A 26,853-nucleotide genomic window follows, 5' to 3' on the forward strand; every position below is an offset into this window, starting at 1 on the left:
GGCCTATCAGTCGGACGTCATGTTCCGAGGTGACCTGAAGGCCGGCCGCCTGGGGGCGTGCTGCGAAGTTGCTCGCCGCCACCGGCCCCCACAGACCGTCGAGCCAGCCCGAGGACGCGTGCGCGCTACGTCTGACCGCCCGCGGCAACAATGTCGGCTTCCAAGCGCCAAGGCAGAGACAGCTCACCACCCCATCCGGAACTTCGACGTTGTCAACTCGAAGGTCTGCTTGGGGTCAGGAGCTCCGGCACAGCCGGGAGGCACTGAAAGTCCGAGTGGGTTCGTCAGCGGCCCCACGGCGAGACGCCAAGCGAGCCGGGCATGTGCATAGGCGGGAATGCCAGCCTGCTCGGTCCTGCTCGGGCGCGGCACGAGCTAGACGTCGAGGGTCTTGCGAGCGAAGCTCTCGATGTAATCCACGAGCTTGTCCGACGCGGCGCCGGCGGCGTCGACGTCGCGTCGGGCGACCGCTTCGCAGACGTCGGCGTGGAGATTGGCGGTCAGCGGCAGGTCGGCCGCCTGCTTGTAGTGCTGGTACCAGAAACGCCGTGACAGGCCCGCCATGCTCTCCAGGGAGCGCACCGCGAACTCGTTGCGCGAGGCCGTCGCGATGAGATCGTTGAACTGACGATCCAGGCGCATGAACGCCAAGTCATCCGACGCCGAGGCCGCCTCCCGCATGTCCTGGGCGATTCCGGCAAAGACGTCCCGCTCCTCCTTCGTGGACCGCTCCGCAGCGAGGCGGGCGATCAATCGTTCCAAGACACGTCTGGTCTCCAGCAGGCGCAGCTGCGTGCGCACGTTGATGTCGGAGACGAGGATGCCGCGACGCGGCATGACCACAACGAGGCCGTCACGGGCGAGACGCTGCAGGGCTTCCCGGATCGGGGTGCGCCCGATCCCGAGGCGCTGGACCAGGTTCTGCTCGCCGAGCACCATGCCGGGCGGGAGCGCGAGCGTCGTGATCATCTCCTCCAACTGCTGGTAGGCCCTGTCGGTCAGTGTCAGGTCAGGTAGGTCTTCGCCGCCGGCCGCCCCATCGGGCGCATCCTTCACGGCCTTCCTGGCCCTTTTCTCGCCGTTCTTCGCGGCACGGACCGACGCCGTCTTCCCGGTCACGTAGTTCATGGACTCCCCCTGCCTAGCCCGGTCCGCTCACCACGCCCCCTGATGGCTGCATGGTGCCGCGCGCTTCTCTGCGCAAGAGTCATACCGCTGATATATCTTGCGTAGATTAGAAGTATCCTGCAAAAATGCCGGGCGCATACTAAGAACGTAGGGAGGCATGAGATGGTAGGGCAAATTGCGATACCCACCGGCGACGCACTACCGGAACGGGCTACGACTGAGATCCCCGCTCTTGTCGCGGCAGGATCAAGCGCGGTGATCGCGGCACGGCTGGAGCGCCTGCCGATGACGCAGTTCCAGCGCAACATCTTCCTCATCATCGCGACCGCATGGTTCTTCGACTCAATCGACCTCGGCTCGCTCACCTTCCTGCTCGGCTCGATCAAGACGGAGTTCGGCCTCTCGACCGCTCAGGCGGGCCTGCTCTCCAGTATGAGCTTCATCGGCATGTTTCTGGGGGCGGGCATCTCAGGGATGCTCGCCGACCGCTTTGGCCGGAAGGTCGTCTTCCAGGTCAGCATGATCTTCTGGGGTCTGGGCAGCGTCTGGTGCGCCTACGCGCCCGATGCGACCGCGCTCGGCTACGCGCGCCTGCTCCTCGGCTTCGGCATGGGCATGGAGTTCCCGGTGGCTCTCGCCATCGTCTCGGAGTTCCTACCGACGGCCAACCGCGGCCGCTATCTCGCAATCATGGAGGGCTTCTGGCCGCTCGGCTTCATCGCCGCGGGCTGCCTCAGCTACGTGCTGCTGAGCTACTTCGATTGGCGGGCCGTGTTCCTCGCGCAGGCAGTGCCGGCGTTGTTCCTGTTCGCGATACGGTTCTTCGTTCCCGAATCACCCCGCTGGCTTGCTGATCGCGGTCGCTACGAGGAGGCGGACCGCGTTATGCGTGAGATCGAGGCGAAGGTGGCAGCGCGCCTCGACGGGCGGTCGCTGTCCGAGCCGAAGGTCCTCCCCGCACAGGCCCAGGGGGAACGTCGCTTCTCGTTCCTCGAACTTTGGAGCCCGGGCTACGCCAGCCGCACGGTCATGATCTGGCTGACTTGGTTCTTCGCGCTGCTGGGCTTCTACGGGCTGACCACCTGGCTCGGCGCACTCCTCCAGGAGGCCGGGCACAGCGTTACCAAGTCCGTGGTCTACACCATCCTCATCTCGCTGGCGGGCGTCCCAGGTTTCATCACCTCGGCGATCCTGGTCGAGCGCTGGGGCCGCAAGCCCACCGCCGTCCTGATGCTCCTCGGCAGCGCGGTCGCGGCCTATCTCTACGGCCACTCGCCCTCGTTCGGTTGGCTGATCGCTTTCGGGCTGGTGATGCAGTTCTTCCTGTTCGGCATGTGGTCGGTGCTCTACGCGTACACCCCCGAGCTCTATCCGACACGGGCGCGGGCCACCGGCGCCGGGTGCGCCTCGGCGGTCGGCCGGGTCGGCTCGCTCATCGGGCCCTACGCCATCGGCATCATCCTACCGACGCTCGGCCATGGCGGGGTGTTCGCGCTGGGTGCCGGCTCCTTCGTGATCGCGGCCGCGAGCGTCGGCATTCTCGGTATCGAGACCAAGGGCAAGTCGCTCGAAGCGATCTCGCACTGACCGGCCAGACGGGAACGCCGTGCGCATGCGTTCCCGCTGATCCGCCGATCCGGCATGATACTGTTGACAACTGATATATCAGTGGTGTTTTCTGCGAAACAAACCTGGGAGGGCGTCATGTGCCAGACGGATCGCAACGCGGAAGACGGCCAGCGTCGCCCCGTATGTCGGGGATGCGGCGGATGTCCTGCCGACAAGCTCGTGTCTCCCGGGCGTCCCACGGCCAGGGAGCGGATCCGATCCCTGGCCGTGGCCGGACCTACCCTTCAAACGAACCCCGTCGTGGCGATGGCGCCCTGCTGAACATCGTCACGGAAGCGGTCGTTGCGGCCGCCCCAAGAGCCAGCGAACAAAGGAGAGGCGAAATGGAACTCGCAGTCACCAAGATGAGCGAGCGGCAGAGAAACTACCGGGCCAACTATCGGCAGCGCGTTGCGGGCTGGTACAACGGCTTCCTGCACATCGCCATCATCTACACAATCGGTCTGACGGCGCTGTACATCTACATCTCGAACATCAAGTCGCCGACCTGGGCGGAGCTCGCTACGGTGCCGGTCGTGTTCCTGTTCTGCAACTTCTTCGAGTGGTGGCTGCACCGCTACGTGATGCATCGCCCGCAGAGCAACCCGATCGGTCGCGCCGTCTACAACCGGCACACCCTCCAGCACCATCAGTTCTTCACCGACCACGAGATGCGCTTCGCCGACCATCGCGATTACCGGGTGACGTTCTTCCCGCCCTACGCGCTGGCGACCTTCACGCTCATGTCGATTCCGGGCGCCATCGTGCTCGGCAACGTGTTCACGCCGAACGTCGGCTGGCTGTTCATCACCACGACGACCAGCATCTACATGATCTACGAGTTCATGCACTTCTGCTGCCACGTCGAGGACAACTGGTTCGTTCGCAACATGCCGTTCATCAACACGAACCGGCGCCACCACACCGCGCACCACGACCAATCGATCATGATGGAGCGGAACATGAACCTGACGTTCCCGATCATGGACTGGCTGTTCGGCACCTCGGACCTCAATCGCGGCCTGCTCGGGACGCTCTTCAACGGGTACGACACGCGCCACGTGAAGACCGACATGCGTAAGACTTCGCGTACCCCGGGCGCCGCCGAGCCCGGCGCGATGCAGCCGGCCGAGTAAGCCCCCGCCACATGCGACGTGCGGCGCCAACGGGGCTCCGCCCCGACATCTGAGAGATCCTCCATGAGCATGATCGAACCGAACGTCGCCGCCCTCGCGTGGTTCGCCCTCTTCGCCGGCGTCGCCAGCGTCGGCTTCTACGTCCTCACGGGTATGTTCCCGCTCGAAACCCGCCCCGACCTGAAGGGCCGACCGCTCGGCCTGCTGCTGCTGGCGGCCAACGTCGTGCTTCTGCTGGCGCTGGTCGGGGGCGGCCTCGCCTACGGTGCCGCCAACCTGCGCTGGACGAGCCTCGTCATCGTGGGCGGCCTGGCCGTCCTGTTCGCCCCGGGGCTGTTCAACGTCTGGCCCCAGCCCTGGCGTGACGGAATGGCCGGGCTTGCCATCATGCTGGCCGGGCTCGGCGGCGCGCTCGGCCTGCTACAGCAGGTCGGCTCCGTCTTCACGCTGTAAGCAAGACCACCGATCTGGGAGGAATCCGATGCCGTTTCCCATCAAGTTAGGCTTGTCCGTCGCTGTCGCCTTGGCCGCGCTCGCGGGGTGGTTCTACATGGGCTACCTCGGCCAAGTCGGCCCGCGCTGGGCCGTGGCCTTCCTCGGCCCCTTCATGGTCGTCAGCCTCTGGATCTTCCCCGAGGTGATGCGCTCCCGCTCCGACGGCCGTACCCCGCGTCACCAGATGAGGGAGGCCCGGTCGTGAACAAGGTCTACGTGGGGGACCGGACCATCGACGGGATCGTCGTCACGGTCGACGGCAGGCCGCTTCCGGACAGGACGGACGCCAAGCGCTACTCGCGCAACGGCTTCGAGTGGAGCTACGAGGGACCCGAGCCCTCGCAGCTCGCCTACGCGATGCTGGTCGAACACCTCGGGGACACGGCCCAGGCGGAACGCCTCCAGCCGCAGTTCATGCGCAGCGTTGTGGCCAACTTCCAGAACGAGTGGGAGATGACGACGGCCGACATCGACCGCGTCCTGCAGCGCCTGCGCTAGGCGCGCGCCGAGCTCGGATCGACCCCGGCGGCCGGGGTCGGTCGTCTCGACCAACGCACGTTTTCCAGAGGGGCGGACATGGGTGCCACCGCGGCGACTTCCTCGAACGAGCCGGCCAGGAAGGCAGGCAAGCGGACGATCCTCGACATCCGCGCCGCCAAGCAGACCGGCGAGAAGTTCGTCTACATGTCCGTGCCGGATTACACCTCCGCCCGCTGGGCCGAGATGGCAGGCATCGACGTCGCCGTCGTCGGTGATAGCCTCGCCATGGTCGCGCACGGCCACGCCAGCACCATACCCGCGACGATGGACATGATGATCCTACATGCGGGGGCGGTACGGCGCGGCGCGCCGGATACCTTCGTGCTCGGCTGCATGCCCTACCAGAGCTATAACACCGTCGACCGAGCCCTCACGAACGCCACGCGCTTCATGCAGGAGGCGCTCTGCGACGCGGTGAAGCCGCAGGGTGGCAGGAGCCAAGCGCACATCCTGAAGGCCCTCGTTGACGCGGGTATCCCAACCGCCTCGCATATCGGGCTGACGCCGCACACCATCGCGAACTTCGGCGGCTTCAAGATCCAGGGACGCACCGCCGAGGCCGCGATGAAGATCCTGGAGGACGCGCTGGCCATCGAGGATGCTGGCTGCTTCATGTTGGAATTCGAGGCCGTTCCGGCGCCGATTGCCAAACTGATTTCCGAGCAGCTCACGATCCCGACCATCGGCATCGGTGCCGGCGCCGGGTGCGACGGCCAGATCCTGCTCGCCTACGACCTGCTGGGGGTCTTCACGGACTTCAAGCCGAAGTTCACGAAGCGCTACGCCAACCTGACCGAGGTCGCGGTGACCGGCATCCGCAAGTACGTTGAGGAGGTGAAGGCGGTAATCTTTCCCGACGACGACCACTCGTATCGCGTCGATCCAGCTGAGTACGAGAAGTTCCAGACGCTCGTCGCCCGGCGCAAGCACGTCTGAGAAGCACGGGGGCGGGTGTGTTTCGGCGTGCAACTTTGGTTCATCCGCACTTTCGGTGCTGCGGGTCTGTTGTCCGATCAAGCTTTGCCGGTCTCAGTTCACGCGGCATGGAGGACGCGCTGGCGTAGGAGATCGAATCCGGCTCTGCCGTACATGCTGCGCTTGATCAGTTTCAGGCGGTTGACCTGCCCCTCGACAGGACCGTTGCTCCAGGGTTCGACGATGGCGGCGCGCACGGCTGGCTCGTCCCGCCGGAGCCCTGTGACGAAGCCGCCGAGATCGGTCGCGGCTGCAGCGTCCAGCCAGGGCGTCAGTCCGGTGGGATCGTTTTGGCGCAAAAGATCGGCGAAGGCGCGGATAACCTCGGCTGCTTGGCTCAGCTTCGGCGCGGCGCTGCAGAGCGCTTCGGTGAAGGCGCGATCCTCCGGCGACAGCGCAGCCAGGTCGCCAGTGAGCCATCGGGTGATGCGGCGCGTCGAGGGGATCCGAGTGGACGGTGGTCGAGCCGGTGCCCCGCGCTTCCGACGCGCAGCCCAGCGCCGGACGATATCGTAGCCACCCGTGAAGCCGTGTGCGTGCAACTCCCGGTAAAGCGCGGTGGCGCTGTGCTGGCCTTCCTGCCAGCGGGCCTCAACGAAGGGGAGATGGCGGTCGAGCCGGCTCGAACCCGGTGCGCGACGGTAGGGCACGAACCGGCCTGCCCGCACCCAGCGGCGCACGGCGTTGCGGGACGCGCCGAGACGGCGAGCGATCTCCTTGGTCGGCAGACCTTCGCCGTGGAGGCACAGGGCCGCCTCACAGCGATCACGTCGTCGGCTCGTCACCTCCGGCTTGGCTGCGGTCTCCCTCAGGCCAGGGGAGGCCGAGGGATCCTTCTCGGCGCGGTGGGCCACGCTCCGGATCTGGGGCTGGTGTCGTTCGACCACGCCGCGCAGCGCCTCGGATGCGTTGACGAGCAGGTGCCATATGTGGACGGCCCCCGTCTCGCAAGGTTGACGAAGTCGGTTCGCGTCATTCGATTGCTTGCATTCATATGTCCGGCCTTCTGCTGCGCTCGCACATGAACGCTGGCCAAGATGGGTTCCGCGGCGTGAGGCCCAAACAACGATGCGACCATGGCTGGCCACTGGCACCTGCGGGTTGGTTCACGTCTCGGATCAATCGATCACGCCACCTCTTCGTCCTCTTGCAAGCTCGGCATCAGTCCTGAGCAGACGCGCTCTTCGCGGTCTGCGCCCGGACCGATCTCTACACGGCCCCTGCCGCCGCGGGTGCAGGCCGGCCGGCGAAGCTCTCGCCGGTGATCATCAACTTCCAGGCTATGCGCGCGAGCTTGTTGGCCAGCGCCACCGCTACCAGTTTCGGCGGCTTGCGGCGCAGAAGGTCCTGGACCCAAGCCGCGAACCGGTGTCCGTCGCGCGATCGGCCCTCGCGCACGCGCCGGATCAGGGCCGTGGCTCCGACGACCAGCACGCTGCGCAACGCCTCGTCGCCCGCCCGCGTGATCACGCCGGGTCGCGCCTTGCCCGCCGTCGAGTGATCCTTCGGCGTCAGCCCGATCCAGGCCGCGAACTGCCGGCCCGACCGGAAGGCCTCGGGTGCCGGCGTCTTCATGGTCAGCAGCGTCGCTCCGATCGGTCCGATGCCGGGGATCCCAGCCAAGCGTCGGCTGCGCTCGTCGGCACGGTGCCAGGCCAGGAGCTTGGCCTCGACGACCGCGAGCTTCGCCTGGACCTGTGCATACTCGGCCGCCTGCATCGCGAACAGTTCGCGGGCAAGCGAGGGCAGCGCCACGTCGGCCTCAATACGCGCAAGCAATGCGGGCACGTGCGTGATGCCGCTGGCACCCGCGAGGCCGAACTCGGCCGCGTAACCGCGGATCGCATTGGCGAGTTGAGTTCGGTTGCGGACCAGCCGGTCGCGAAGTCCCACCAGCATGAGCGCCGCCTGCTGCTCGGCCGTCTTGACCGGCACGAAGCGCATGGTCGGCCGGCTCATCGCCTCGCACAGCGCTTCGGCGTCGGCCGCGTCGTTCTTGCCACGCTTGACGTAGGGCTTCACGAGTTGCGGGGCGATGAGTTGCACCTCGTGGCCGAACCCACTCAGCAGCCGCGCCCAGTGGTGTGAGGCGCCGCAGGCTTCGATGGCGACGCGCGTCGGCGCGAGCTTCTCGAAGAATGCGATCATCTCCCGACGCCGGAGCTTCCGGCGCAGGACCGGCTGCTCGTCCCCATCAACGCCATGGAGCTGGAAGATGTGCTTGGACGTGTCCATCCCGATGCGGGTAATCTCGTTCACGGACGGCCTCCTCACCTGAGATCTGCAACGACCTCAGCTTGGCACAGCGATGCCGTTCGGGGGCCGTCCACCCCAACAGCGATCCGCGACCTGCGTCGCCGTCGGCGCTCCCGTACGCGCAGCCTCGGCATAGGGCCCCGAGCGGTCACGGCTGACGACAGTCACGCTCGGATGGGCAGCGAGCCAATCCCGCACCGGTGCCGCAGAGCGGCCGGGCAACAGGTCGATGACGCGCCGCCGCTCCAAGTCGCACACGATGGTGCCGTAGGACCGGCCGCGTCGCCACGCCCAATCGTCGATGCCCACCACCCGCGGCGGCGGAGACGGTACGGTCCCGCGACGACGGATCAAGCGCAGGACGGTGTCGCCGCTGATAGGCATGGCCAGCCGCCGCGACAACCTTGCGCCGGCCTCACCACCCAGCACCATGCCGATGTCGGTCTGCGCCTCAGCCAACCGGTCGCTGCGGCGCGCCTTGCGCGTGCCCAGCCCCGGCACGCGTTCGGCGAAGATCCGCCCCGGGCAATGGCCGCAGCGGAAGCGGCGGACCTGCACCCGCCATGTCACCGACCGGTCCTGCCAGGGCAGATCCTTGAACGTCCGCCAATACCTGCTGTGCACCCGCGTCGAAGCACGCCCGCAGACCCGACAGGACGCCTGGGCCGCCGTGGTCCGGGCAGTGATCAGCAACCCCGTTTTATCCAGCGTCAGGTCATCGACGTGCAGGCCGTCCGGGACCGACGGCATCGACGGGTTCGAGATCGGCATCGCGCTGCCCTCGGGCCACCATGCGAATCAACGCCCAAACCACCGCTCCGCACCGAAAGTGCGGATGAACCAAAGTTGCACGCCGAAACACAACGAGGATCGCGTCGAGCCCTGACGGCGGTAGGGCCGTGCCCGTACCGCGCACCTGCAACGCGGCGCGGATGTCGCCGAGGCTCAGGCCGTCGCGGGACCGATTGCGCGGAGCCGGCGGCGGGAGGATCGTCAAGTCTATGTCCCCGCCTTTCCCGGCCCGAGATCAGGCGACCGCGCGGGCGGCTTCTCGCACCTGGCGGGTCGCCACGTCCACGCGCCCGCTGGCCTGCGCGATCGCCTCGACGCTGCCGGCGATGCCGGCCGCACCCTGCGAGGCGGTCTGCATGCTGCCGGACATCTCGCGCGTGACGGCGGACTGCTCCTCGACGGCGGCCGCGATGGCAGCCGAGGCTTGGTCGAGGGAGCGGATGGTTGTACCGATCGTGCCGATCGCCTCGACAGCTTGCTGGGTCGCCCCTTGCGTCGCGGCGATCTGGGCGCGGATCTGGTCCGTGGCCTTCGCCGTTTGCGCGGCGAGCGCCTTCACCTCCGAGGCCACCACCGCGAAGCCGCGCCCGGACTCCCCCGCGCGCGCCGCCTCGATCGTGGCGTTGAGCGCGAGCAGGTTGGTCTGCCCGGCGATGCCCTGGATGAGGCCGACCACGTCGCCGATCTGCGCAGCCTGCCCGCTCAGGCCGGCCACGATGTCGCCGGTGCTGCGAACCTGCTCGACGGCCGTGCCGGCGAGGCGGGCCGTATGGCTCACCTGCTGGCTGATCTCCGAGACGGAGGCCGACAGCTCCTCGGCCCCGGCTGCCACGGCTTGGATGTCGGCTGCGACGCTCGCGACCGATGCGTTCGCCTCGGCGGTCTGGCGCGTTACGTCCGCGACGGCACTACCGATGGCGTCGAGGTCGGTGCTGATCGCCTGCTGGGCCTGCGCTCGACGCCGGCGCTCCAACACCTGCGCCGTGACCTCGGTGGCGAACTTGACCACCTTCACCACCCGGCCCTCGCGGTCGGTGATCGGGTTGTAGGTGGCCTGAATGAAAATTTCGCGTCCGCCCTTCGCGATGCGGCGGAACTCGGCCGACTGGAACTCGCCGCGGGCCAGCGCGGCCCAGAACTCCCGGTAGGCCGGGCTTTCGCGTTCGTCCCCGTCCACGAACATGCCGTGGTGCCGACCCCGGATCTCGTCGATGGCGTAGCCGACCGCCGCAAGGAAATTCGTGTTGGCGTCGAGGATGACGCCGTCGGGCGTGAAGGCGATGACGGCCTGCGAGCGGTTGAGCGCCGCAATTTGCCCGTCGAGCTCGATCGCGCGCTGCGTCTGAGCGGTCACGTCGGTGGCGAACTTGACGACTTTGACCACCTGCCCGGCGCGGTCGCGGATCGGGTTGTAGCTGGCCTCGATCCAGACCTCGCGCCCGCCTTTGGCGAGACGTTTGAACGAACGCACCTGCGCCTCGCCGCGACCAAGCGCCTCCCAGAAACCGCGGTAGGCGACGCCGTCGCGCTCGGCCGGCTCGACGAACATGCCGTGGTGCCGTCCCTGGATCTCATCGAGCCGGTAGCCCATTGCCTTGAGGAAGTTGGCGTTGGCATCAAGGACGGTGCCGTCGGGCCTGAATTCGATGACGGCCTGAACGCTGTCGAGGGCGGCCAATGGGCACGCAGGTCACGATCGTAGATCTTGGAGAGCATGGACGATCCCCCGGCGGCACTTCGGCCGCTATTCTGGCGCCGGGCCGGCCCCTAACGAAGCCGCACCTTCATTTGGAAATTTCGATTCGAGATTTGTAAAATTAGTGCATGTATATAGTTAATACAACATTGACTCATTAAATTCGGCCACCGCTAATGCTGACTAGAGCCGCCGGGCATTGTGTCGCAGCATCTTCTGGATCGAGGTCGGGCTCGACGAGGTCCGCCACGGGACCTCATTTCCCTGTCCTGGAAGTGGCTGGATCGGTCGCCGCCAGGACTGGACAGCATCGATAAAGATTTGGTTTGACGAATTGGGTCGCTCGACGAAGTCAAGCTTGCTCGTACTGGTCGGGATGCGTCGCCCGCATGGCGATCCGACGTGAGACGTCGATACTTGGAAGGCCTAACCAACCGCCATCGACCAGGCACCGTAGTGAGGTCGCCACCCCGATCCCGACGCTCGGCATTGAGCCTAATCGCGCTTCGACGCCGCGGCGCTGTGACTGGCCGATGCAGCAGTACCCATGGTCATGCCCGGGTGCGATGTCCCGGTCTCGGTGCCTCTGCTCTTGTTTCGGTAGAGCGACCGGCTCTCAGAGCGCAACGTACTGTTCCTGACCTGGGCAGCCATGCGCGGCGGCATCTCGGTCGCGCTCGCACTCTCCGTGCCTAAGAGAGACCACAAGCCGGCGCCGTCAGCGGTGACCTACGCTGTCGTCCTGTTCTCTATCATCGTCCCGGGCTCAACGGGGTCGGTGGCAGTTGCAGTTCACCAGCGCCATCATGACCGACATACCGGTTTCCATCACTTCAATGTCCGCTCCTGCGCGAGGAGCGGACCTGCCATCGCGCGAAGCCGAAGGTCTGCAAGTGGCGCACAGCCGAACAAGCCGGGGCGAACTCCTGACCCCTTGCGGACATTCAAGCGTGCCGGCCCAGAGGTCTGCTCAGTAGGAGGAAGCGGATCTAGCAGCGGCGGCCACGACATCAGCATGTCGTGGCCCATTGTCATGGGCGACAACGATGGAGCATGCCGCGCCGAGCAGCAGGCATGACGCGGCGAGGATGTGCAGCCAGGACGGGGCTATCGCGGCCTCCGCTCAGTGGTGGGCAACCAGCATCCAGACGGCCATCGCAACCATCATCAGGTTCTCGGTCAACGAGACGAAGCCGAGCGGCACGCTTCCCGAGCCGCCGACGCAGGCGCATTTGATTTCGCGCTTGTCGACGTAGACCGCCTTGACCACCGAGACGGCGCCGACCGTGCCGATGAACAGGGCCACCGGGATCGAAAGCCAGTCCAGGGCGCCCGCCACCATCAGCACGCCGGCCAGCGCCTCGCAGAAGGGGTAGGCGTAGGCGTAGCGGACCCAGCGCCGGGCGAGTAAATCGTAGCCCAGGAACATGGACGAGAAGGTTTCGACGTCCTGCAGCTTGAGGATGGCCAGCACACACATGCTGAAGGCGATGAACCACTCGCCCGCGCCCATCGTCAGCAGCGTCCCGTAGGCCGCGTAGCTCGCCGCCATCGCCATCAGGGCGGTCATGGCGAAGACGGCGACGACGGGCGTGTAGCTCGTCGCGTTCGGGTCCTTGACTTCCTTGCCGAGATGACGCCGCAGGTCGTCGTAGCCACCGATGCGCTGCCCGCCGATGAAGGTCTGCGGCGTGGTCTTCACGTCGTGCTCGGCCTTAAAGGCGTCGGTCTCCTCGCGCGTGGTCAGCCAGTGGTCGTCGACGGTGAACCCTTCGCGTTCGAGCAGATCCTTGGTCTTCAGGCCGAACGGGCAGACGTGCTTCTCCATCACCATGCGGTAGACGATAGCCCTGCGGGTGGTGTCGAGCATGGATCAGCTCCTCGTTGCCGGTGGTCCCGTTCGAGGGACAACCCGCGAACCGTCGGATCGGGCACGGGCGGCGGTGACGCCTCCGCCGGCTCCGCCCGGGTCCCACCGAATCCGGTGACGGTCAGCTTGCCAAGTCGCCAGCGATGTTGGCCGCCGCCAGCAGGCAGAGGCTTGCGAGCAACGACGTCGCGACAACGGCCAGGACCAGATCGGACACACGCGGCGCCGCAGGGCGTGGCCCGAAGGCGAGTTGCCGCCAGCTGCCTTTGGGAAGCATGGAACGGGTCATGATCGGCCTCCATTGCCCGGTCCGCTCCGGGCGTGCGAATCCGGGTGGACCGCCGGTGCTCGCGAACGACCGGCATCAGGACGCGAGGATACCGGACAGGCCGACGAGCAGGAGCAGACCCACCGCGATCCCGCACGCGGCCCACAGCGGCCACGGGGTGACGCCGTCGCCGTTGTCGTTGGCCGGACGCGGCAGCTCGCTCGGCCAGCGCCGCCACCGTCGGCAGGTCGACGGGGCCTGCAGGACCGACGGACCCGATCCGGCGTCATGGCGATGGCGACACGACATGACCGGGATATTGGGTGCCGTGGGCGCCCGTGACAGTACCGCCAAGGCCGCACCGGAGATCGGCGTCGGCCGATGCCAGGCCGCCGCCGAGGCGTGCCCAGTCCTCGATGGACCCGTCCGCCGGGATCGTCGGCACCTGGGCGTCGCCCGTGCTGACCACGCTTCCAGTCTCCGCCCGTCTTCCCCAAGCGAGCCGAGCCTTCCGAACGAAGGCTGTCCTCATGTCTCTCCCTCGTCCCTGCGACCGGGTCGGACGGGCACCGCCGCCCACACGATGGCGGCAGGGTCGTCGGCTCCAGTTTGAGCTTTCGTGAACCAAACCGGCCGCGCAAGCCGACCCCGAGGAGGCACCCAGGGGTGTGTCAGGGTTGTCCTGACAGGAATGCGGTCTTCTCCGACTGCGCACCCATCCCCGGCGCCACAGATCACCCGATGAGCTGGGAGAGAGGGGCGCCGAGCCCGAGCGTCCCCGGCGGTCCGATACAGGAACGTCCGGCACGCGGCCAGGCAATCGGTCCCCCGTCGAACCCGTCACGGTCGTGGCCCGCAAGGGTCAGCCACCACCATCACGGAGCTGAAATCCGATGAAACGTCTCGCACTGGCCCTCGCGGCCGTATCGAGCCTGATGCTGTTCTCGCCATCGAGCGAGGCACGGCCCTTCGGCAGGGGCCATGGCTTCCACCATGGCGGCTTCGCCGGCTACCACGGCGGCTTCCGAGGCGTCCGCCACGGCTTCCGTGGGCACCGTTCGGTCGGCTTCCGTGGCTATCGCCGCGGCTTCGGCGGGTAGCGTCGCGTCGGCTTCGGAGGTCCGCGCTACGGCTACGGGCGACGCTACGGCTACCGCCGCGGCTATCCCGGTCTCGGCCTGGCTGCCGGCCTCGGGCTCGGCCTCGCCGCAACGGCGGTCCGGCCGGCCTACTACGGGGGATATGGCGGCTACGGTTATGCCCCGGTCGGATACGGGTACGGCGCCCGCGGCTCCTACTGCACCTGCGGCTACTGACCTTCGTCGAGGAGACCCGGCATTCCCGCCGGGTCGCCACCCGTTCCCGACTCCCTCGGCGTGCGCCGACCCGACCTCGGGACGGGTCGAGCCCACGCCAGCATAGACAGGTGAAACCGATGAAGAACCTCGCACTTTGCGTCTTCCTCGCGGGCTCCGTGCTCGCCGGCCCCGCGCTTGCCCAGGACAAGGCGGCCCAGCCGCCAGCCGACGCCCAGACCAACCAGATGAAAACGCCGCCGGCCGGCACCGCGATGCCGACCTCGGCAGGCGGCGTGGGCGGAATGACCATGGCCGACACCGCGACCGCCAAGATCAAGTTCGTCACCGCCAAGCCGGCCGAGGTGACCTCGTCGAAGCTCGTCGGCAAGAACCTCTACAACAACAAGAACGAGACTATCGGCCAGGTCGAGGATCTCGTCATCGACAACGGCAAGACGGTGACCGGCGTCGTCGTCAGCGTTGGCGGCTTCCTCGGCATGGGCGAGCGCTACGTGCTGGTCGACCCCTCGTCGATCTTCCTGCACAAGGCGGACGGCAAGCTCAAGGCGATGGTCGACACCGACAAGGACGCACTGAAGAACGCGCCCGAGTTCAAGTACAACAAGAACTCCTGACCCCCGATGCATGGTCCCGTGTCCGCGGGGCCACGCCCAAGCATTCCAGCGCCCGGGCGGTGTCGGGATGAACCTGACAGGCGTCGGTGAGAACGGCGGCGCCCAGCGAAACCGCTTGTCGCCAGCTAGGATACGGGCGCTACTCGAAGCCACTTCGTAAACGTCGAGGCGGTGGAGGGAGTGGCGATGCTCATGGACGTCATCATGCAGGGATCCCGCGCCCGGGCTCTCGGGCGACCGCGGGATGCCTGCCCCCATCCGGCCGACTCCCGCGAGCGCCGGGCCTGGTACGAGGGTTACGATGGATCGACCTGGGACTTCGCCGAGCGAGTTCCCCATCCGGCCGTGACGGCTCGCGGCCCCGCGACCCGGAACGGGGCGGTTGACCCGAACTTGGTCTAGGTCGCGGACCTTTCTCTCGACCCCTGGTTTCCCTGGCCCTAAGGCAGAAATTTGAGGACCGTCGGGAAGGCGGCGGAGAGGCGATGGGACGGAAGCGACCCCGCTCGTTCGAGGGCCGGACCTTCGGGAGCCTCGAACGGGTGGTCACCGCCCTGGTCGAGGCGGGCTTGCAGAACTGCGCGGCCGCGCCGCCGAACCTCGTCGAACGGCTGCGGGACCTGGAACGGAACGCCGCCACCGGGGGCGACCGCCAAGTCCTGCAGGTGATCGCGTCGGGACGTCGCCTCCTCGGCGACGAGCAGACGGTGACCGACCCGCGCGTGCTGAGGGATGACGGCATGGCCGGCATGCCTGTCGAGGGCAGCGCGGTCGCGGCCGACCCTGTGGTGGAGAGCATGGCTCGACCGGTCTCACCGGCGGGAACGTCCGCCACGGCCCCGCCTGATCGGTTGCCCCCGCATGTCCGCCGGACGTGAGAACGGCGATGCCGGCCGCCCCGAGATCCATCGCGGCAACGGCAGGACCTTCGTCGCGCTCGCGGTGGCGGCCGCCATTCCCGTGCTGCTGCTTAGCGGCTGGGTGGCGACGCTCATGGCGCAGCAGCAACGTGGACTGACCCGCAGCGCCGCCGTGGCGAGCGCGGCCCGGGTGGCCGAGCGCGTCGCCTCCGACATCGCCACGCAGATCGCGGTCCTCCGAGCCGAGGCCGCCTCGGCGAGCCTCGACCGGCCGGACCTCGCCGCCTTCTATGCCGAGGCCGAGCGGCTGAGGCGGGAGCACCCGCTCTGGGAGACCGTCGAGCTCGCCGGTCCCGACGGCGTCCAAGTCGTCAACCTGCTCCGCTCCCTCGACGACGAGCTCGGACCCACCGCCGACCGCGCCAGCTTCGATGCGGTGGTACGGACGGGGCGGCCGGTGGTCGGCGGGATCGGGCCGCTCGGGCCGATCTCGGGCAAGCGCCTCGTCGCGCTGCGGGTGCCGGTCGTCCGGGACGGAACGCTCCGCCACGTCCTCTCGGTCGGTCTCGCCACGAGCGCGGTCAGCGCGATCCTTCGCGACGCGGGCGCGCCGGAGGGCTGGGTCGGGACCATCGTCGATGCGGCGGGCAACACCATCGCCCGCACCCGGGCCGAGGCGGAGGAACTCGGCCACCCGGCCGGCGCCGCCCTGCTGGCGGCGATCCGGCGGGAGCCGCAGGGCTTCTACACCGGATCGACGCTGGAAGGGCCGGACGTCGAGGTCGTCTACCGCACCCTGAAGGACACCGGCGGCTGGTCGGTGCATTTCGGTATGCCGGTCGCCACGCTGAACGCGCCGGTTTCGCGTTCCTACCTCCTGCTGGCCGGCGGCAGCGTGCTGAGCATCGGCCTCGGCCTCGCATTGGTCGGGCTGGTCGGGCGCGACATGGCCCAGCGGAGGGCGGGCGAGCAGGCGCGCTTCGCCCTCGCCCTGCGGTCGAGCGAGGAACAGGGCGCCGTCGCCGCCGAGGCCGCGGAGCTCGGCACCCTGCGATGGGATACGGCCGAGGAGACCGTGACGGCCTCCCGACGCGCCGCCGAGCTCCTGGGTTGGGAAGCGGAGGTGCCGGAGGGGCGCGAAATGACCGCGGATGCCGACATCGCCTTCCGGGCGGTCGACGCCGGCGACCGGGAGCGGATGGCGGCGGAGGTGCGGCGAAGCCTCGCCGAGGGCAAGACCCTCGACGTGGAGTTCCGGGTCTTCCAGGCTGGTTCGGCGTCGCGCTGGGTGCGCCTGACCGGGCGAGCGCCCCGGCTTCGGCAGGGGGACCCTGCGGGCCTCGTCTACGGCGTGGTCTCGGACATCGAGCCGCGCAAGCGGGCCGAGGCGGAGCGGCTCGACCTGCTGCGCCGCCTCGGCGAGGCACAAGAGAATGAACAGCGCCGGATCGCCCGCGAGCTGCACGACCAGGTCGGCCAGACGGTGACCGGCCTGTCGCTCGGCCTCAAGGGGTTGGAACGTCTGCTCGACGCGCATGAAACCTCGACCGAAGCCGGACGGCAGATCCAGTGGCTGCAGCGCCTCGCCGGCGAGATCGGGCGCGACATCCATCGTGCCGCCATCGACCTGCGCCCGACCGCCCTGGACGACCTTGGGCTGCGCGAGGCGCTGGCGACGCTGCTGCGCGAGTGGGGACAGCGCCACGGCGTCCGATCCGATCTGGAGTTCGTCGGGGATGCGTCGCGCCTCCCGGCGGCCGTCGAGAGCGCGGTCTACCGGATCGTGCAGGAGGCGCTCACCAACGTCCTCAAGCACGCCCGCGCGGCCACCGTCAGCGTCTGCGTCGACCGTCGCCCGAACGAGGTCCAGGTCATTATCGAGGACGATGGCGTCGGCTTCGAACCGGGCCCTGCCGTTTCTGTGGGGCGCACGCCGACGGAGCCGCGGCTGGGTCTCTCGGGCATCCGCGAGCGTTTGACCCTCCTGAACGGCACGCTCGCGCTGGAGGCATCCCCGGGCATCGGCACCACGCTGTTCGTCCGCATCCCGGTGACGCCAGCCGCCTGACCGACGAGAGGGAACAGCATGGACCGTATTCGCGTCATCCTGGCCGACGACCATCCGGTCGTCCTCGCGGGCATCCGGGCGCTGCTGAACGCCGACCCGGAGGTCGAGCTCGTCGGCGAGGCCACGGACGGCGGAGAGGCGCTGCCGATGATCCGCGCCGTCGCGCCCGACGTCGCCGTGGTCGACGTCTCGATGCCCGGACTGAACGGCCTCGAATTGACGGAGCGGGTGAAGGGTGAATGCCCCGGCACCCGGGTGCTGGTGCTGACCGTCCACGAGGACGCCGCCTACGTCCAGCCGCTGATGAGGGCCGGCGCGCGCGGCTACCTCCTCAAGCGCTCGGCTGCGGACGACCTGCTCCGGGCGGTCCGGGCCGTGGCCTCCGGCGGCGTCTATCTCGACCCCTCCATTGCCGGCCACGCCCTGGCGGAAACTTCCGGCTCGGACGGGCGCCCGGGCACGGCGGAAGGCCGCGAGCCGCTGAGCCCGCGCGAGGCCGAGACCTTGCGGTTGATCGCGCAAGGCTTCAGCAACAAGGAGATCGCCCGGCGCATCGATGTCAGCGTGAAGTCGGTCGAGACCTACAAGGCGCGGGCCGCCGAGAAGCTCGGGTTGCGGACCCGCGCCGAGATCATCCGCTACGGCGCCGCGCACGGCTGGTTCGACGCCTTAGCCTTGCGGTAGCGCCATACCTTTCACTCCGCCGCGCACGCCACAGCCCGAAAGGGCCTGCCGCAGCGAGTTCCCCGACGATCATCGGCTCCTTGCGTCGCGCGCCTTCGATGGGGCGGGCGTACCCCGGACCGACGACCCCCTCTTCGTGATGATCGGAGGCGTCCCGACCGCGCCGGGCTTTGCCTTGGGTAAGGTGCGGTCCTTCGTGAGTGCCCGCGCGCGATCACCGGCCCCCCGTCTTGCGCGGCGGCCGGTTGCGGCACCAAGCCTCCTGCGAAGCCCAGCAACGGGATGATCACGAGCGAGCGTGCCAGGGTCGAACCATATCTCGGCTTGTCGATCATCGGATCCTCGTCAGGCGCGGTCCTTCGCTCAACTTGTACAGCCGCCGCTTGATCCCGATGGGTCGACCCCGCAGGCGCCACGCTCTTCATCGACCGAGCATGCATTGTTCATTCACCCGACGGATTGACCCGCTCCGGTCCTCACTCGGACGAAGCGAGCGTGCCGCTCCTCAAGGTCGGCGAGGTCGCTCGGGTCGGCGACGTCGCGCCGCGCGGCGGCCAGGACGAGGTCGGCATGGCGCCCGAGCTCGGTCAGGCGCGAGGTCAGCCGCTCGACCTCTGCGGCGCGTGTCAGGACGTCCAGCATCCGCGCGAGCACGTGGACCGAGCCGGCGGCGTTCTGGCGGATCATGTGGAACATCGCGTCGCACAGGCCGTCGTAGTCCGTCACCGGATGGACGAGCACGATGCGACCCTCGCGCGCGACGGCCCCAGTCGGCAGGTGGCGCGGCGCGATCCGGCACAGGGCGTCGCCCAGGTGGTCCAGCACGCTGCCCGCCGTCATCGGGTCGTTGATGCCAGGCGAGAGCGCCCGTACCGCGATCTCGACGAGCTGCCGCACCGAGTATTCGAGATCCTGCAACGCCGCGGGGCGGCGTCCGAAAGTGAGCGCGCGGCCGACGGCCTCGGCGGCGTCCTCGACGCCCGCGGAAAGGAAGGCGACCGGGAATCCCCGTGGCACGAAATCGCCCGGACGAACCCTCAGGGCAAGGACGACGCGCCGCTCGTGCGCCCAGTCGGCGAGGCCATCCGTGTCGACCGCCTGCAGGTAGCCGCCGTCCGCCGGCGCGACCGGGCCGCCGCGCGGGGCTTCCGTCGGTGGCTGGACATCGGCCTCGTCGCGGGTCCGCGCCTCGACGGCCGCGCAGAGGTCGCGGTGGACGGCGTCGACCACGGTCTCGACGTTGATGCTGGTGGCGACGTGGTGGACGAACCACACCAGCGTCCCGAGAGAGACCAGCGCCAGCAGCACGGCACCCGAGACGGCGAGGTGCGGAACGAAGGTCTCCTCCTCGACGGTGCGCACCGTGCGCAGCACCATCAGCGCGTAGGCGAATGTGCCGAGGAAGATGCCGAGCACCAGTTGGTTGCGGGCGTCGCGCACGAAGTTGCGCAGGAGCCGCGGCCCCATCTGGTTCGAGGCCAGCGTCAGCGCCGCGATGGTGATCGAGAAGGTGGTGCCCGCCACCCCGATGGTGGAGGAAGCGACGGCGCTGAGCAGCGCCCTTGCCCCCTCGGCGCCCCCGGCCCAGCCCCAGTTCGCGTCCGGGGAGGACGGGTCGTAGCCGGCGATGTGCGCGGTCTCCAGCCACACGGCCGCCTGCGCCAAGCCGATGCAGGCCAGCACGACGAGCGCCGGACGCAGCCAGAACTGGTCGCCCAGGAACTCGATCCAGGCCCGTACCCTCGCCCTCACCGGCGCCCCTCCCATTCTGCCGCCCGAGCCCGGGCGGGTGGCACTTTCCCGTTCATCGACATCGGCTCAATCCTCCGTTTCCTCCCGGGCGAGCCCAAACCGCTTGAGCGCGGTGATCAGCACCAGGATGGCCAGCCCGAAGCCCATCGCCACCGCGAGCAACGTGAACTGCGCCGCGCCGGCCACGATGCCGGCCGAGGCCGCGAGCCAGACGCTGGCGGCCGTCGTGAGGTTGCGGACGGTTCGCTCCGCGTCGCCCCGGGCGACGAAGATCATACCGGCCGCGATGAAGCCGATGGCCTGCGCAAGCCCTTGAATGACGCGCAGGGGATCGGCGTCGCCGCCGCGGGCCTGCACCTCGGCGTAGAGGCTCAGGGCCGAGGTGGTGATGACCGCGGAACTCAAGGCGACAAGGGCGTGCGTACGGATGCCGGCGTCCTTGCCCTTGCGCTCCCGCTCGAAGCCGAGCGCCAGCCCGCAGACCGTGGCCGAGCCGAGTCGGAGGAGGATGTCCGTCAACGAGATGGCGGTGGCGTCGAGAAGCATGAACGGGTCCGGCCCCCCCCGGGAGGTTTGGCGAGTGTCGAGGGTTCAACACGCGCCGGCCGCCCCCTTTCCCGGATTGGCCCGCTCGGTCAGGCCGGGCTTGGCCGCGCGCGTTGCTCCCTCGGGGTGGCGACCAAGAGGACGAGCGCCCCGGAGATCATGCAGGCGACCGAGCCGGCGAGCACGCCGATCTTGACCTCCGCCTCCAGGGCCGGCGCGTCCGCGAAGGCGAGCAGGCCGATGAACAGGCTCATGGTGAAGCCGACGCCGCAGAGAAGCGAGACGCCGTAGACCTGCGCCCAGGTCGCGTGGGCCGGACGCTGCGCCACCCCGAGGCGCACCGCGGCGAGAACGAGGCCGAACACGCCGAGCTGCTTGCCGACGAACAGGCCGAGCGCCACGCCGAGCGTGACCGGGTCGAGCAGCATGTGCGGGGCGAACCCGGCCAGCGACACGCCCGCGTTGGCGAAGCCGAAGACCGGCAGGATCAGGTAGGCCGACCACGGCTGCACCGCGTGTTCGAGGCGGTGCAGCGGCGAGGTCGGGTCGTCCGGCTTGCCCACGCTCAGCCGCAACGGCACCGTCATCGCCAGGAGCACCCCGGCAACGGTGGCGTGCACCCCGGACCTGAGCACGAGGACCCACAGGACCACGCCGAGCAGGAGGTAGGGCCAGAGGCGGGCCACGCCGGCCTTGTTCATCCCGTACAGCACGGCGAGGACCAGAGCGGCCCCGCCCAGCATCGGCAGCGACAGGTCGGCGGTGTAGAACACCGCGATGATGAGCACCGCGCCGAGGTCGTCGATGATGGCGAGCGCCGTCAGGAACACCTTCAGCGATACCGGCACCCGCGATCCCAGCAGCGCCAGGACGCCGAGGGCGAAGGCGATGTCTGTGGCGGCCGGGATCGCCCAGCCCCGCAGCGTCTCGGGCGAAGACCAGTTCACGGCGGCGTAGACGAGGGCCGGGGCGGCCATTCCCCCCGCCGCGGCCAGCCCCGGCAGCACACGGTCGGGCCAGGTCCGCAGGCGCCCGTCCAGCATCTCGCGCTTGATCTCCAGCCCGACCAGCAGGAAGAACACGGCCATCAGGGCGTCGTTGATCCAATGAAGGACCGAGAGCGGGCCGAGATAAGCCTTGAGCGCGGCGAAGTAGGTGTCCGCCAGGGCGGAGTTCGCCACCACGAGCGCGAGCGCCGCGCTGGCCATCAGGACGAGGCCGCCGCCGGCCTCGCTGACGAGCGTGTCGCGCAGGGCCGACAGGGGACGGCGGCGAGGCCGCGCAACGGCATGGGGGGAGGACGACACGGGCACAGGTCTCCGGCGCTGGCGGCCCGACCAGCGCTCGTCCTGCCGGTCCGACCGACGGACCGCGCACCCTCGTGCGGGCTATCGCATCGGCGTGCGGCAGGCACAACCCGGCCCCGGTGACGACACAAGGCGGGTGCGACGGGCGGCACCCCGTTCAGGTGGCCGGAACCGTGTCCCGTGTACGGGTTTCGGCCTCCGAGCCCCGCGAGCGAGCATTTCCAGGCGCATGCCACACCTGACAGAGAGGCTTCGAGCCCTGTACGAAGGCGACACCGACCGCGCCCACCGCTTCCGCTACGGCCTGCTCGCCTTCGACCTCGCCACGCTGCTGTTCATCATCGTCTCCTCTTTCATGCCGCGCGAACCGCTCGTCGAGGGCGTCGACGTGCTGATCGGGGCGGCGGTGACCGCGGACTTCCTGTCGCGGCTGGCCATCTGCCCGCGGCCGGGCCGCGAGTTCCTGCGTCCGACCACCTGGGCCGACCTCGCGGCCATCGCCTCGTTCCTCGCGCCCATCGTCGGCGAGGGGGCGGGCTTCCTGCGCATCCTGCGCACCCTGCGGCTGCTGCGCACCTACCAGCTGCTCGACCGCCTGCGCGCCGACTTCCCGTTCTTCCGGCGCAACGAGGAGGTGATCATCGCGGCGGTGAACCTCGCGGTGTTCGTGTTCGTGATGACCGGCATCGTCTTCGCCACGCAGCACGGGCGCAATCCGGCCATCGGCAACTACGTCGACGCGCTCTACTTCACGGTCACCTCGCTGACGACGACGGGCTACGGCGACGTCACCCTGCACGGGACCGGCGGTCGCCTCGTCTCGGTGGTGGTGATGAACTGCGGGGTGACGCTGTTCCTGCGCCTCGCCCAGGTGCTGTTCCGGCCCTACAAGGTACGCTTCCCCTGCCCGACCTGCGGCCTGCAGCGGCACGAAACGGACGCCGTGCACTGCAAGGCCTGCGGCACCGGCCTGAACATCCCTGACGAGGGCGCCTACTGAGGAGGGCGCTCAAGCGCGTTCATCCCTGTCGACCCCTCTCCGCTGCCATGTGACCTGCCAGCGGCCGAGCGGGGGATTCCGGCCGGCGGGCCAGCCCTCGCACAGACGAGAGCGGTTTCCGTAGGTCTCCTCGGCCTGGTCGTGGAACAGCTCCTGGCTGGTCGGGTACGGCAGGTCGATGCCGGCGGCGTTAGGCGCTTCCTTGGCGATGGCGGGTCGAGGGCATCGACCGCGTCGCGCCGCCGGGGCGGATCGATTTACAGCCGGGCGGTCATGTCGACGCCGGCCGCTCCCAGCCCCGTGACCTGGGCCTCGGGCGGCGGGTCGGCCAGCACGCCCTCGGTTAGTCACCGGGAAGGCGAGGCGTCGCCTCTCGTGCGCGGTGATGACCGTGATCTTGTCCACGAACAGCGTCGCATTCGGGGCAGCACACGCTGGTTGTCGTAGGTGCAAAGTACTGTGGCCCGCACCCAGGCGTCCTCGACCATGTACTCGTGGCTGCCCGCCTGGATCTGGTCGCCGATGACGAAGGGCTGCGTCGGCAGGATCAGGATGCCGGCGAGCAGTTTATGCAGCGCGCCGTTCACTTCCCATCCCGTCAGGAACCAAGCCGTTCGGGGAATACTTGCAACTCGGCATACCCGTCGCACGGGCGCATCGAACAAAGCGAGATATCTTGGTGACCGCCGGTCGTCCTCTCCCTTATGGTTGTATCGCGGCCATCCTATTTGCCGGTGTCGTCGCTATGCTCTCGGGGGTCGTGGCGCTGCCGGCCGCCGCGCAGTCAGCCGGCAGCGCCATCGACCAGCCGACGGCCGGAACGCTCCCGCCCGGGACGTCGACGATGAAGGACGATGGCGCCGCACCGCGCGAACAGCCCTCCGGCCAAGTCGCGCCGCCGAACGTCATCCAGTCCTCGACGGAGGTGATGCAGTCGGAGGGGACGGTCCAGGGCAAGGGAGGCGGGACGCACCCGGTCAAGCACCTGCCCAATGACATGCGCTGACGGCCGGTTCCCGCACCCGTGCGGGCCGGCCTCCCGAATTGCCCGACGCGGTGGCGCAGCCCGCGGTCGACAATCCAAGAGGTCACCGTCGATGTTCTTCGACACTTGGCACGGCCTGCTCCGGGTCCTGGTCGTCGGGCCGCTGGCCTATCTGGCCCTCATCCTGTTCCTCAGGATCTCCGGCAAGCGCACCCTGACCAAGCTCAACGCCTTCGACCTCGTCGTGACCGTGGCGCTCGGCTCGACGTTGTCCTCCATCGTGCTGACCAAGTCGGTGGCGCTCCTGGAAGGCGTGCTCGCCCTGGCGACGTTGATCGGGCTTCAGTTCCTGATCACGTGGTCAAGCGTGCGCTCGCCCAGGGTCAAGGCGCTGATCAAGTCGGAGCCGACCTTGCTCGCCCATGACGGACGTTTGGTCGAGAGCGCGATGCGCCGCCAGCGGATGACCCGGGACGACGTCCTTGCGGCGTTGCGCTCCGAGGGTCTCGACGACTTTTCGCAGGCCGCCGCGGTGGTGCTTGAGACCGACGGGTCGATCAGCGTGCTGAAGGCCCTGTCCGGGCGCGGGGACGGGCTGAACGGCGTCGCGCGGCCGGGGACGGACCGGTCCCGCTCGTGACGGCGCTCGCGCACGTCACGGTGACCGTGCTGGCCGCGCCCCTCGTGACCGCGAGCCGCGTCTCGCTTGTCCCGGCCGAGAGGCAGGTGGTGCGGCTGCTTCCACGGAGGCGGTTTCGCGGTGGTCTCGGTAGAATGTCTCGGCGCCTTTGGCTCGGACCACTTCCCTTATCTCCTGCGTCTCCGCGGCCGGTCCGGCACAGGCCCGGCGGCGGAGGCGCCGCGGGAGGCCAGGAACGTCGGCGCGACCGAACGACTACAGGCACATCGAGCCTGCTTTCTGCGAAGCCCCAAGCACCCGCCTGCGGCCTAAGGGGGGAACGCTCGTGATCTCCATCTTCGACCTCGCCGCTCTGCTGCTGACCCTGTCGGCCCTGTTCGGCTGGCTGAATCACCGCTTCCTGCGGCTGCCGCACACCATCGGCCTTTTGGTGATGGGGCTGCTCGCCTCGCTCGCCCTCGTCGGCCTCGACTTGGCCTTCCCATCTCAGCACCTCTACGAGGATCTGACGCAGGTCCTTCGCCAAGTCGACTTCACCGACGTGGTGATGAACGGCATGCTGGCCTTCCTACTGTTCGCCGGCGCCATGAGCCTGGACCTGCGCGCCCTGCGCAACCGGGCCTGGGCGGTGGCGACGCTCGCCCTCGTCGGCACGCTGATCTCCACCGCCATCGTCGGAGGCGCCTTCTGGTTCGCGGCCGACGCCCTCGGCCAGCCCGTCCCCCTCGCTTGGGCCCTCGTGTTCGGCGCGCTGATCAGCCCGACCGACCCGGTCGCGGTACTGGCCACCCTCAAGAACGTGAGGGTGCCGGAGGCGCTTGAGGTCGAGATGCAGGGCGAGGCCCTGTTCAACGACGGCATCGGCATCGTGCTGTTCACGGTCCTCGTCGCGTTCGCCGCCGGCTCGGCCGAGGAGGCGACCAGCGCCGACGGCGTCGCCCGCCTGCTCCTGCAAGAGGCCGGCGGCGGGCTCGTCCTCGGCGTGGTCACTGGCTACGTCGCCTACCGGGCCATGCGGGCCATCGACGACTTCCCCGTGGAGGTGCTGATCACCCTTGCGCTCGTCGCCGGCACCTACGCGCTCGCGCAGAAGCTCCACTTCAGCGGCCCGCTCGCGGTGGTCGCGGCGGGGCTGCTCGTCGGCGACCGGGCGCCGCGCGACGCGATGAGTGACGAGACGCAAGGGTACGTGTCCTCGCTCTGGACCCTGATCGACGAGGTGCTGAACTCGGTGCTGTTCCTGCTTATCGGCTTGGAGGTCTTGGTCCTGCGCTTCCAGGCCGGCGGGCTCGTCCTCGCCGCGTGCGCCGTCCCCATCGTGCTGGCCGCGCGGCTCGCGGCAGTCTCGGCGCCGCTCCTCGCCTTCCGGTGGGGCGGCAACCTCTCGGCGCGCAACGTGCCGTTCCTGACCTGGGCCGGCGTGCGCGGAGGCATCTCCGTTGCGCTGGCCCTTTCCGTGCCGGAGGGCGAGCACAAGCCAGCGCTGCTCGCCGCGACCTATGCCGTCGTGCTGTTCTCCATCATCGTCCAGGGCTCGACCCTCGGCCTCGTCGCCCGCCGCATGGTCGATGGGGCCGGTGGCAGCCGCAGTTCACCGGCGCCGTGATGACCGTCATGCGTATTGCCCTCGCATCAGCATCCGCTCTGGCGTCAGAAGCGGACCTTTGATCGTTTAAGGCTTAAGGTCTCCTATTGGCGCACAGCCGAACAACCGGCACGCGAACTACTGACCCCTTGCGGACCTTCAAGGCACGAGCCCGCAATGCCCGGTTTGGACCGATTTCCAGACGTTTGAGCTCCTGGCAGCGTACTTGGCTACGCACAGCAGCTTTCCTCAGCCCCGTTCACGGCTTGGCCCGCCCATACTGAAGAAAGTCGGTTTCTTCAGTTAGGGGCAGTGACTGACGTGGAATTGTGCAAGCTCCGCGCTTACGCGCCACACCGATCGATGTTCCCTCACATCGTGAGCCATTATGCGGGCACCCGATCGCGGCTCACGGGTTAAAGGAATATCGGTCAGGCTCCCGGACCTCTAGAGCCAACCCGATTGTCTGGAGGAGCATGCGTTGGCCGATCCCAAAACCGACGATTTCCGCCTGGAACGGAACGGCTCGGAACTTACGGTTGTGTTTACGCCAACTGGAGCGATCTACACGTTCCCTGCGAACCAGGCTGAGCCTAACGAGCCGACGGCCGAACAGGAGCAGCGCGCAGATACGGGCGGCTACGCCGAAGCCGACGTGCGCAAGATGGCGGTCAGTCTGGCTGCGCTTGCGCATCAGCGCCCGGCAGAGAGAGGTGCTTAGTGCTAAGG

Annotated in this window: 27 protein-coding genes and 2 pseudogenes; 17 read left to right on the forward strand and 12 right to left on the reverse strand. The window is 68.5% G+C overall.

Annotated features, from left to right (window positions below; translation table 11 throughout):
* Window positions 1-375 precede the first annotated feature (375 nt).
* On the reverse strand, window positions 376-1,128 hold the full coding sequence (locus MTDSW087_RS03445) for a GntR family transcriptional regulator (protein ID WP_003599672.1): 753 nt from the start codon (window positions 1,126-1,128) through the stop codon (window positions 376-378).
* 162 nt (window positions 1,129-1,290) lie between these two features.
* Here MTDSW087_RS03445 and MTDSW087_RS03450 point away from each other — a divergent pair, with 162 nt between their 5' ends.
* The 6 genes from MTDSW087_RS03450 (at window position 1,291) to panB (ending at window position 5,843) form a co-directional block, all read left to right on the forward strand.
* Window positions 1,291-2,715 (forward strand): MFS transporter, encoded by a 1,425-nt coding sequence (locus tag MTDSW087_RS03450; RefSeq protein ID WP_003599673.1) that lies wholly within the window; start codon window positions 1,291-1,293, stop codon window positions 2,713-2,715.
* Window positions 2,716-3,080: 365 nt separating this feature from the next.
* The gene (locus MTDSW087_RS03455) at window positions 3,081-3,872 is read left to right on the forward strand and encodes a sterol desaturase family protein (protein WP_003599674.1); all 792 of its coding nucleotides are present in this window, start codon (window positions 3,081-3,083) and stop codon (window positions 3,870-3,872) included.
* A 63-nt stretch (window positions 3,873-3,935) separates the two neighbouring features.
* Window positions 3,936-4,325 (forward strand): hypothetical protein, encoded by a 390-nt coding sequence (locus tag MTDSW087_RS03460; protein WP_003599675.1) that lies wholly within the window; start codon window positions 3,936-3,938, stop codon window positions 4,323-4,325.
* A 28-nt stretch (window positions 4,326-4,353) separates the two neighbouring features.
* Window positions 4,354-4,572, forward strand: a complete 219-nt coding sequence (locus tag MTDSW087_RS03465) for a hypothetical protein (RefSeq protein WP_003599677.1) — start codon at window positions 4,354-4,356, stop codon at window positions 4,570-4,572.
* Window positions 4,569-4,865 (forward strand): DUF6166 domain-containing protein, encoded by a 297-nt coding sequence (locus MTDSW087_RS03470; RefSeq protein WP_003599678.1) that lies wholly within the window; start codon window positions 4,569-4,571, stop codon window positions 4,863-4,865. Before MTDSW087_RS03465 ends, MTDSW087_RS03470 begins: the two co-directional genes overlap by 4 nt.
* A gap of 78 nt (window positions 4,866-4,943) precedes the next feature.
* Entirely contained in the window at window positions 4,944-5,843 is a 900-nt protein-coding gene (gene panB / locus MTDSW087_RS03475) for a 3-methyl-2-oxobutanoate hydroxymethyltransferase (protein WP_003599680.1), read from the forward strand.
* A gap of 98 nt (window positions 5,844-5,941) precedes the next feature.
* On the opposite strand, the pseudogene MTDSW087_RS03480 reads toward panB, so the two are convergent.
* From MTDSW087_RS03480 to MTDSW087_RS03515, 7 genes and pseudogenes are all read right to left on the reverse strand, one after another.
* Window positions 5,942-6,811, reverse strand: a pseudogene (locus MTDSW087_RS03480) (helix-turn-helix domain-containing protein); the annotation flags it as partial.
* A 280-nt stretch (window positions 6,812-7,091) separates the two neighbouring features.
* Window positions 7,092-8,141 carry an IS110 family RNA-guided transposase gene (locus tag MTDSW087_RS03485; RefSeq protein ID WP_144760270.1) on the reverse strand — a complete coding sequence of 350 codons (1,050 nt, stop codon included), beginning with the start codon at window positions 8,139-8,141 and terminating at the stop codon, window positions 7,092-7,094.
* A gap of 78 nt (window positions 8,142-8,219) precedes the next feature.
* Window positions 8,220-8,888, reverse strand: a pseudogene (locus tag MTDSW087_RS03490) (ISL3 family transposase); the annotation flags it as partial.
* A gap of 277 nt (window positions 8,889-9,165) precedes the next feature.
* Window positions 9,166-10,608: a methyl-accepting chemotaxis protein gene (locus tag MTDSW087_RS03495; protein WP_238178845.1), complete on the reverse strand. Its 1,443-nt coding sequence runs from the start codon at window positions 10,606-10,608 to the stop codon at window positions 9,166-9,168.
* Window positions 10,609-11,749: 1,141 nt separating this feature from the next.
* Window positions 11,750-12,496 carry a glutaredoxin family protein gene (locus MTDSW087_RS03505; protein WP_003599691.1) on the reverse strand — a complete coding sequence of 249 codons (747 nt, stop codon included), beginning with the start codon at window positions 12,494-12,496 and terminating at the stop codon, window positions 11,750-11,752.
* A gap of 121 nt (window positions 12,497-12,617) precedes the next feature.
* The gene (locus MTDSW087_RS29925) at window positions 12,618-12,785 is read right to left on the reverse strand and encodes a hypothetical protein (protein ID WP_003599696.1); all 168 of its coding nucleotides are present in this window, start codon (window positions 12,783-12,785) and stop codon (window positions 12,618-12,620) included.
* 265 nt (window positions 12,786-13,050) lie between these two features.
* Window positions 13,051-13,233: a hypothetical protein gene (locus MTDSW087_RS03515; protein ID WP_238178846.1), complete on the reverse strand. Its 183-nt coding sequence runs from the start codon at window positions 13,231-13,233 to the stop codon at window positions 13,051-13,053.
* Between the two features lie 424 nt (window positions 13,234-13,657).
* Here MTDSW087_RS03515 and MTDSW087_RS31380 point away from each other — a divergent pair, with 424 nt between their 5' ends.
* From MTDSW087_RS31380 to MTDSW087_RS03545, 6 genes are all read left to right on the forward strand, one after another.
* Window positions 13,658-13,864: a hypothetical protein gene (locus MTDSW087_RS31380; protein WP_373321930.1), complete on the forward strand. Its 207-nt coding sequence runs from the start codon at window positions 13,658-13,660 to the stop codon at window positions 13,862-13,864.
* Between the two features lie 335 nt (window positions 13,865-14,199).
* Entirely contained in the window at window positions 14,200-14,697 is a 498-nt protein-coding gene (locus tag MTDSW087_RS03525; protein WP_003599700.1) for a PRC-barrel domain-containing protein, read from the forward strand.
* A gap of 204 nt (window positions 14,698-14,901) precedes the next feature.
* Entirely contained in the window at window positions 14,902-15,099 is a 198-nt protein-coding gene (locus MTDSW087_RS31300) for a ribosome modulation factor (protein WP_306421681.1), read from the forward strand.
* Between the two features lie 83 nt (window positions 15,100-15,182).
* A complete protein-coding gene (locus MTDSW087_RS03535) occupies window positions 15,183-15,575 on the forward strand; it encodes a hypothetical protein (RefSeq protein ID WP_003599704.1) in 393 nt (130 codons plus the stop codon).
* On the forward strand, window positions 15,559-17,625 hold the full coding sequence (locus MTDSW087_RS03540) for a sensor histidine kinase (RefSeq protein ID WP_003599705.1): 2,067 nt from the start codon (window positions 15,559-15,561) through the stop codon (window positions 17,623-17,625). Before MTDSW087_RS03535 ends, MTDSW087_RS03540 begins: the two co-directional genes overlap by 17 nt.
* 18 nt (window positions 17,626-17,643) lie before the next feature.
* Window positions 17,644-18,309 carry a response regulator gene (locus MTDSW087_RS03545; RefSeq protein WP_003599706.1) on the forward strand — a complete coding sequence of 222 codons (666 nt, stop codon included), beginning with the start codon at window positions 17,644-17,646 and terminating at the stop codon, window positions 18,307-18,309.
* Between the two features lie 447 nt (window positions 18,310-18,756).
* On the opposite strand, the gene MTDSW087_RS03550 is transcribed toward MTDSW087_RS03545, so the two are convergent.
* The 3 genes from MTDSW087_RS03550 to nhaA form a co-directional block, all read right to left on the reverse strand.
* Window positions 18,757-20,061 (reverse strand): DUF2254 domain-containing protein, encoded by a 1,305-nt coding sequence (locus tag MTDSW087_RS03550; RefSeq protein ID WP_144760274.1) that lies wholly within the window; start codon window positions 20,059-20,061, stop codon window positions 18,757-18,759.
* A 66-nt stretch (window positions 20,062-20,127) separates the two neighbouring features.
* Window positions 20,128-20,607, reverse strand: coding sequence for an MgtC/SapB family protein (locus tag MTDSW087_RS03555; RefSeq protein WP_003599709.1), 480 nt, complete (start codon window positions 20,605-20,607; stop codon window positions 20,128-20,130).
* 89 nt (window positions 20,608-20,696) lie between these two features.
* A complete protein-coding gene (gene nhaA / locus MTDSW087_RS03560; RefSeq protein WP_003599711.1) occupies window positions 20,697-21,914 on the reverse strand; it encodes a Na+/H+ antiporter NhaA in 1,218 nt (405 codons plus the stop codon).
* A 229-nt stretch (window positions 21,915-22,143) separates the two neighbouring features.
* On the opposite strand from nhaA, the gene MTDSW087_RS03565 reads away from it, so the two are divergent.
* Window positions 22,144-22,914, forward strand: a complete 771-nt coding sequence (locus MTDSW087_RS03565) for a potassium channel family protein (protein ID WP_003599719.1) — start codon at window positions 22,144-22,146, stop codon at window positions 22,912-22,914.
* A gap of 347 nt (window positions 22,915-23,261) precedes the next feature.
* On the opposite strand, the gene MTDSW087_RS29930 is transcribed toward MTDSW087_RS03565, so the two are convergent.
* Window positions 23,262-23,501: a mechanosensitive ion channel domain-containing protein gene (locus MTDSW087_RS29930; RefSeq protein ID WP_003599720.1), complete on the reverse strand. Its 240-nt coding sequence runs from the start codon at window positions 23,499-23,501 to the stop codon at window positions 23,262-23,264.
* A gap of 92 nt (window positions 23,502-23,593) precedes the next feature.
* On the opposite strand from MTDSW087_RS29930, the gene MTDSW087_RS03575 reads away from it, so the two are divergent.
* From MTDSW087_RS03575 to MTDSW087_RS03590, 4 genes are all read left to right on the forward strand, one after another.
* Window positions 23,594-23,920 carry a hypothetical protein gene (locus tag MTDSW087_RS03575; protein WP_238178653.1) on the forward strand — a complete coding sequence of 109 codons (327 nt, stop codon included), beginning with the start codon at window positions 23,594-23,596 and terminating at the stop codon, window positions 23,918-23,920.
* 91 nt (window positions 23,921-24,011) lie between these two features.
* On the forward strand, window positions 24,012-24,539 hold the full coding sequence (locus MTDSW087_RS03580) for a DUF421 domain-containing protein (RefSeq protein WP_003599722.1): 528 nt from the start codon (window positions 24,012-24,014) through the stop codon (window positions 24,537-24,539).
* Window positions 24,540-24,864: 325 nt separating this feature from the next.
* Window positions 24,865-26,145, forward strand: coding sequence for a cation:proton antiporter (locus MTDSW087_RS03585; RefSeq protein WP_003599724.1), 1,281 nt, complete (start codon window positions 24,865-24,867; stop codon window positions 26,143-26,145).
* 460 nt (window positions 26,146-26,605) lie between these two features.
* Window positions 26,606-26,845, forward strand: a complete 240-nt coding sequence (locus tag MTDSW087_RS03590) for a hypothetical protein (protein ID WP_003599726.1) — start codon at window positions 26,606-26,608, stop codon at window positions 26,843-26,845.
* The last annotated feature ends 8 nt before the right edge of the window (window positions 26,846-26,853 follow it).

The sequence above is a fragment of the Methylobacterium dankookense genome, assembly GCF_902141855.1.
GTDB lineage: Bacteria > Pseudomonadota > Alphaproteobacteria > Rhizobiales > Beijerinckiaceae > Methylobacterium > Methylobacterium dankookense.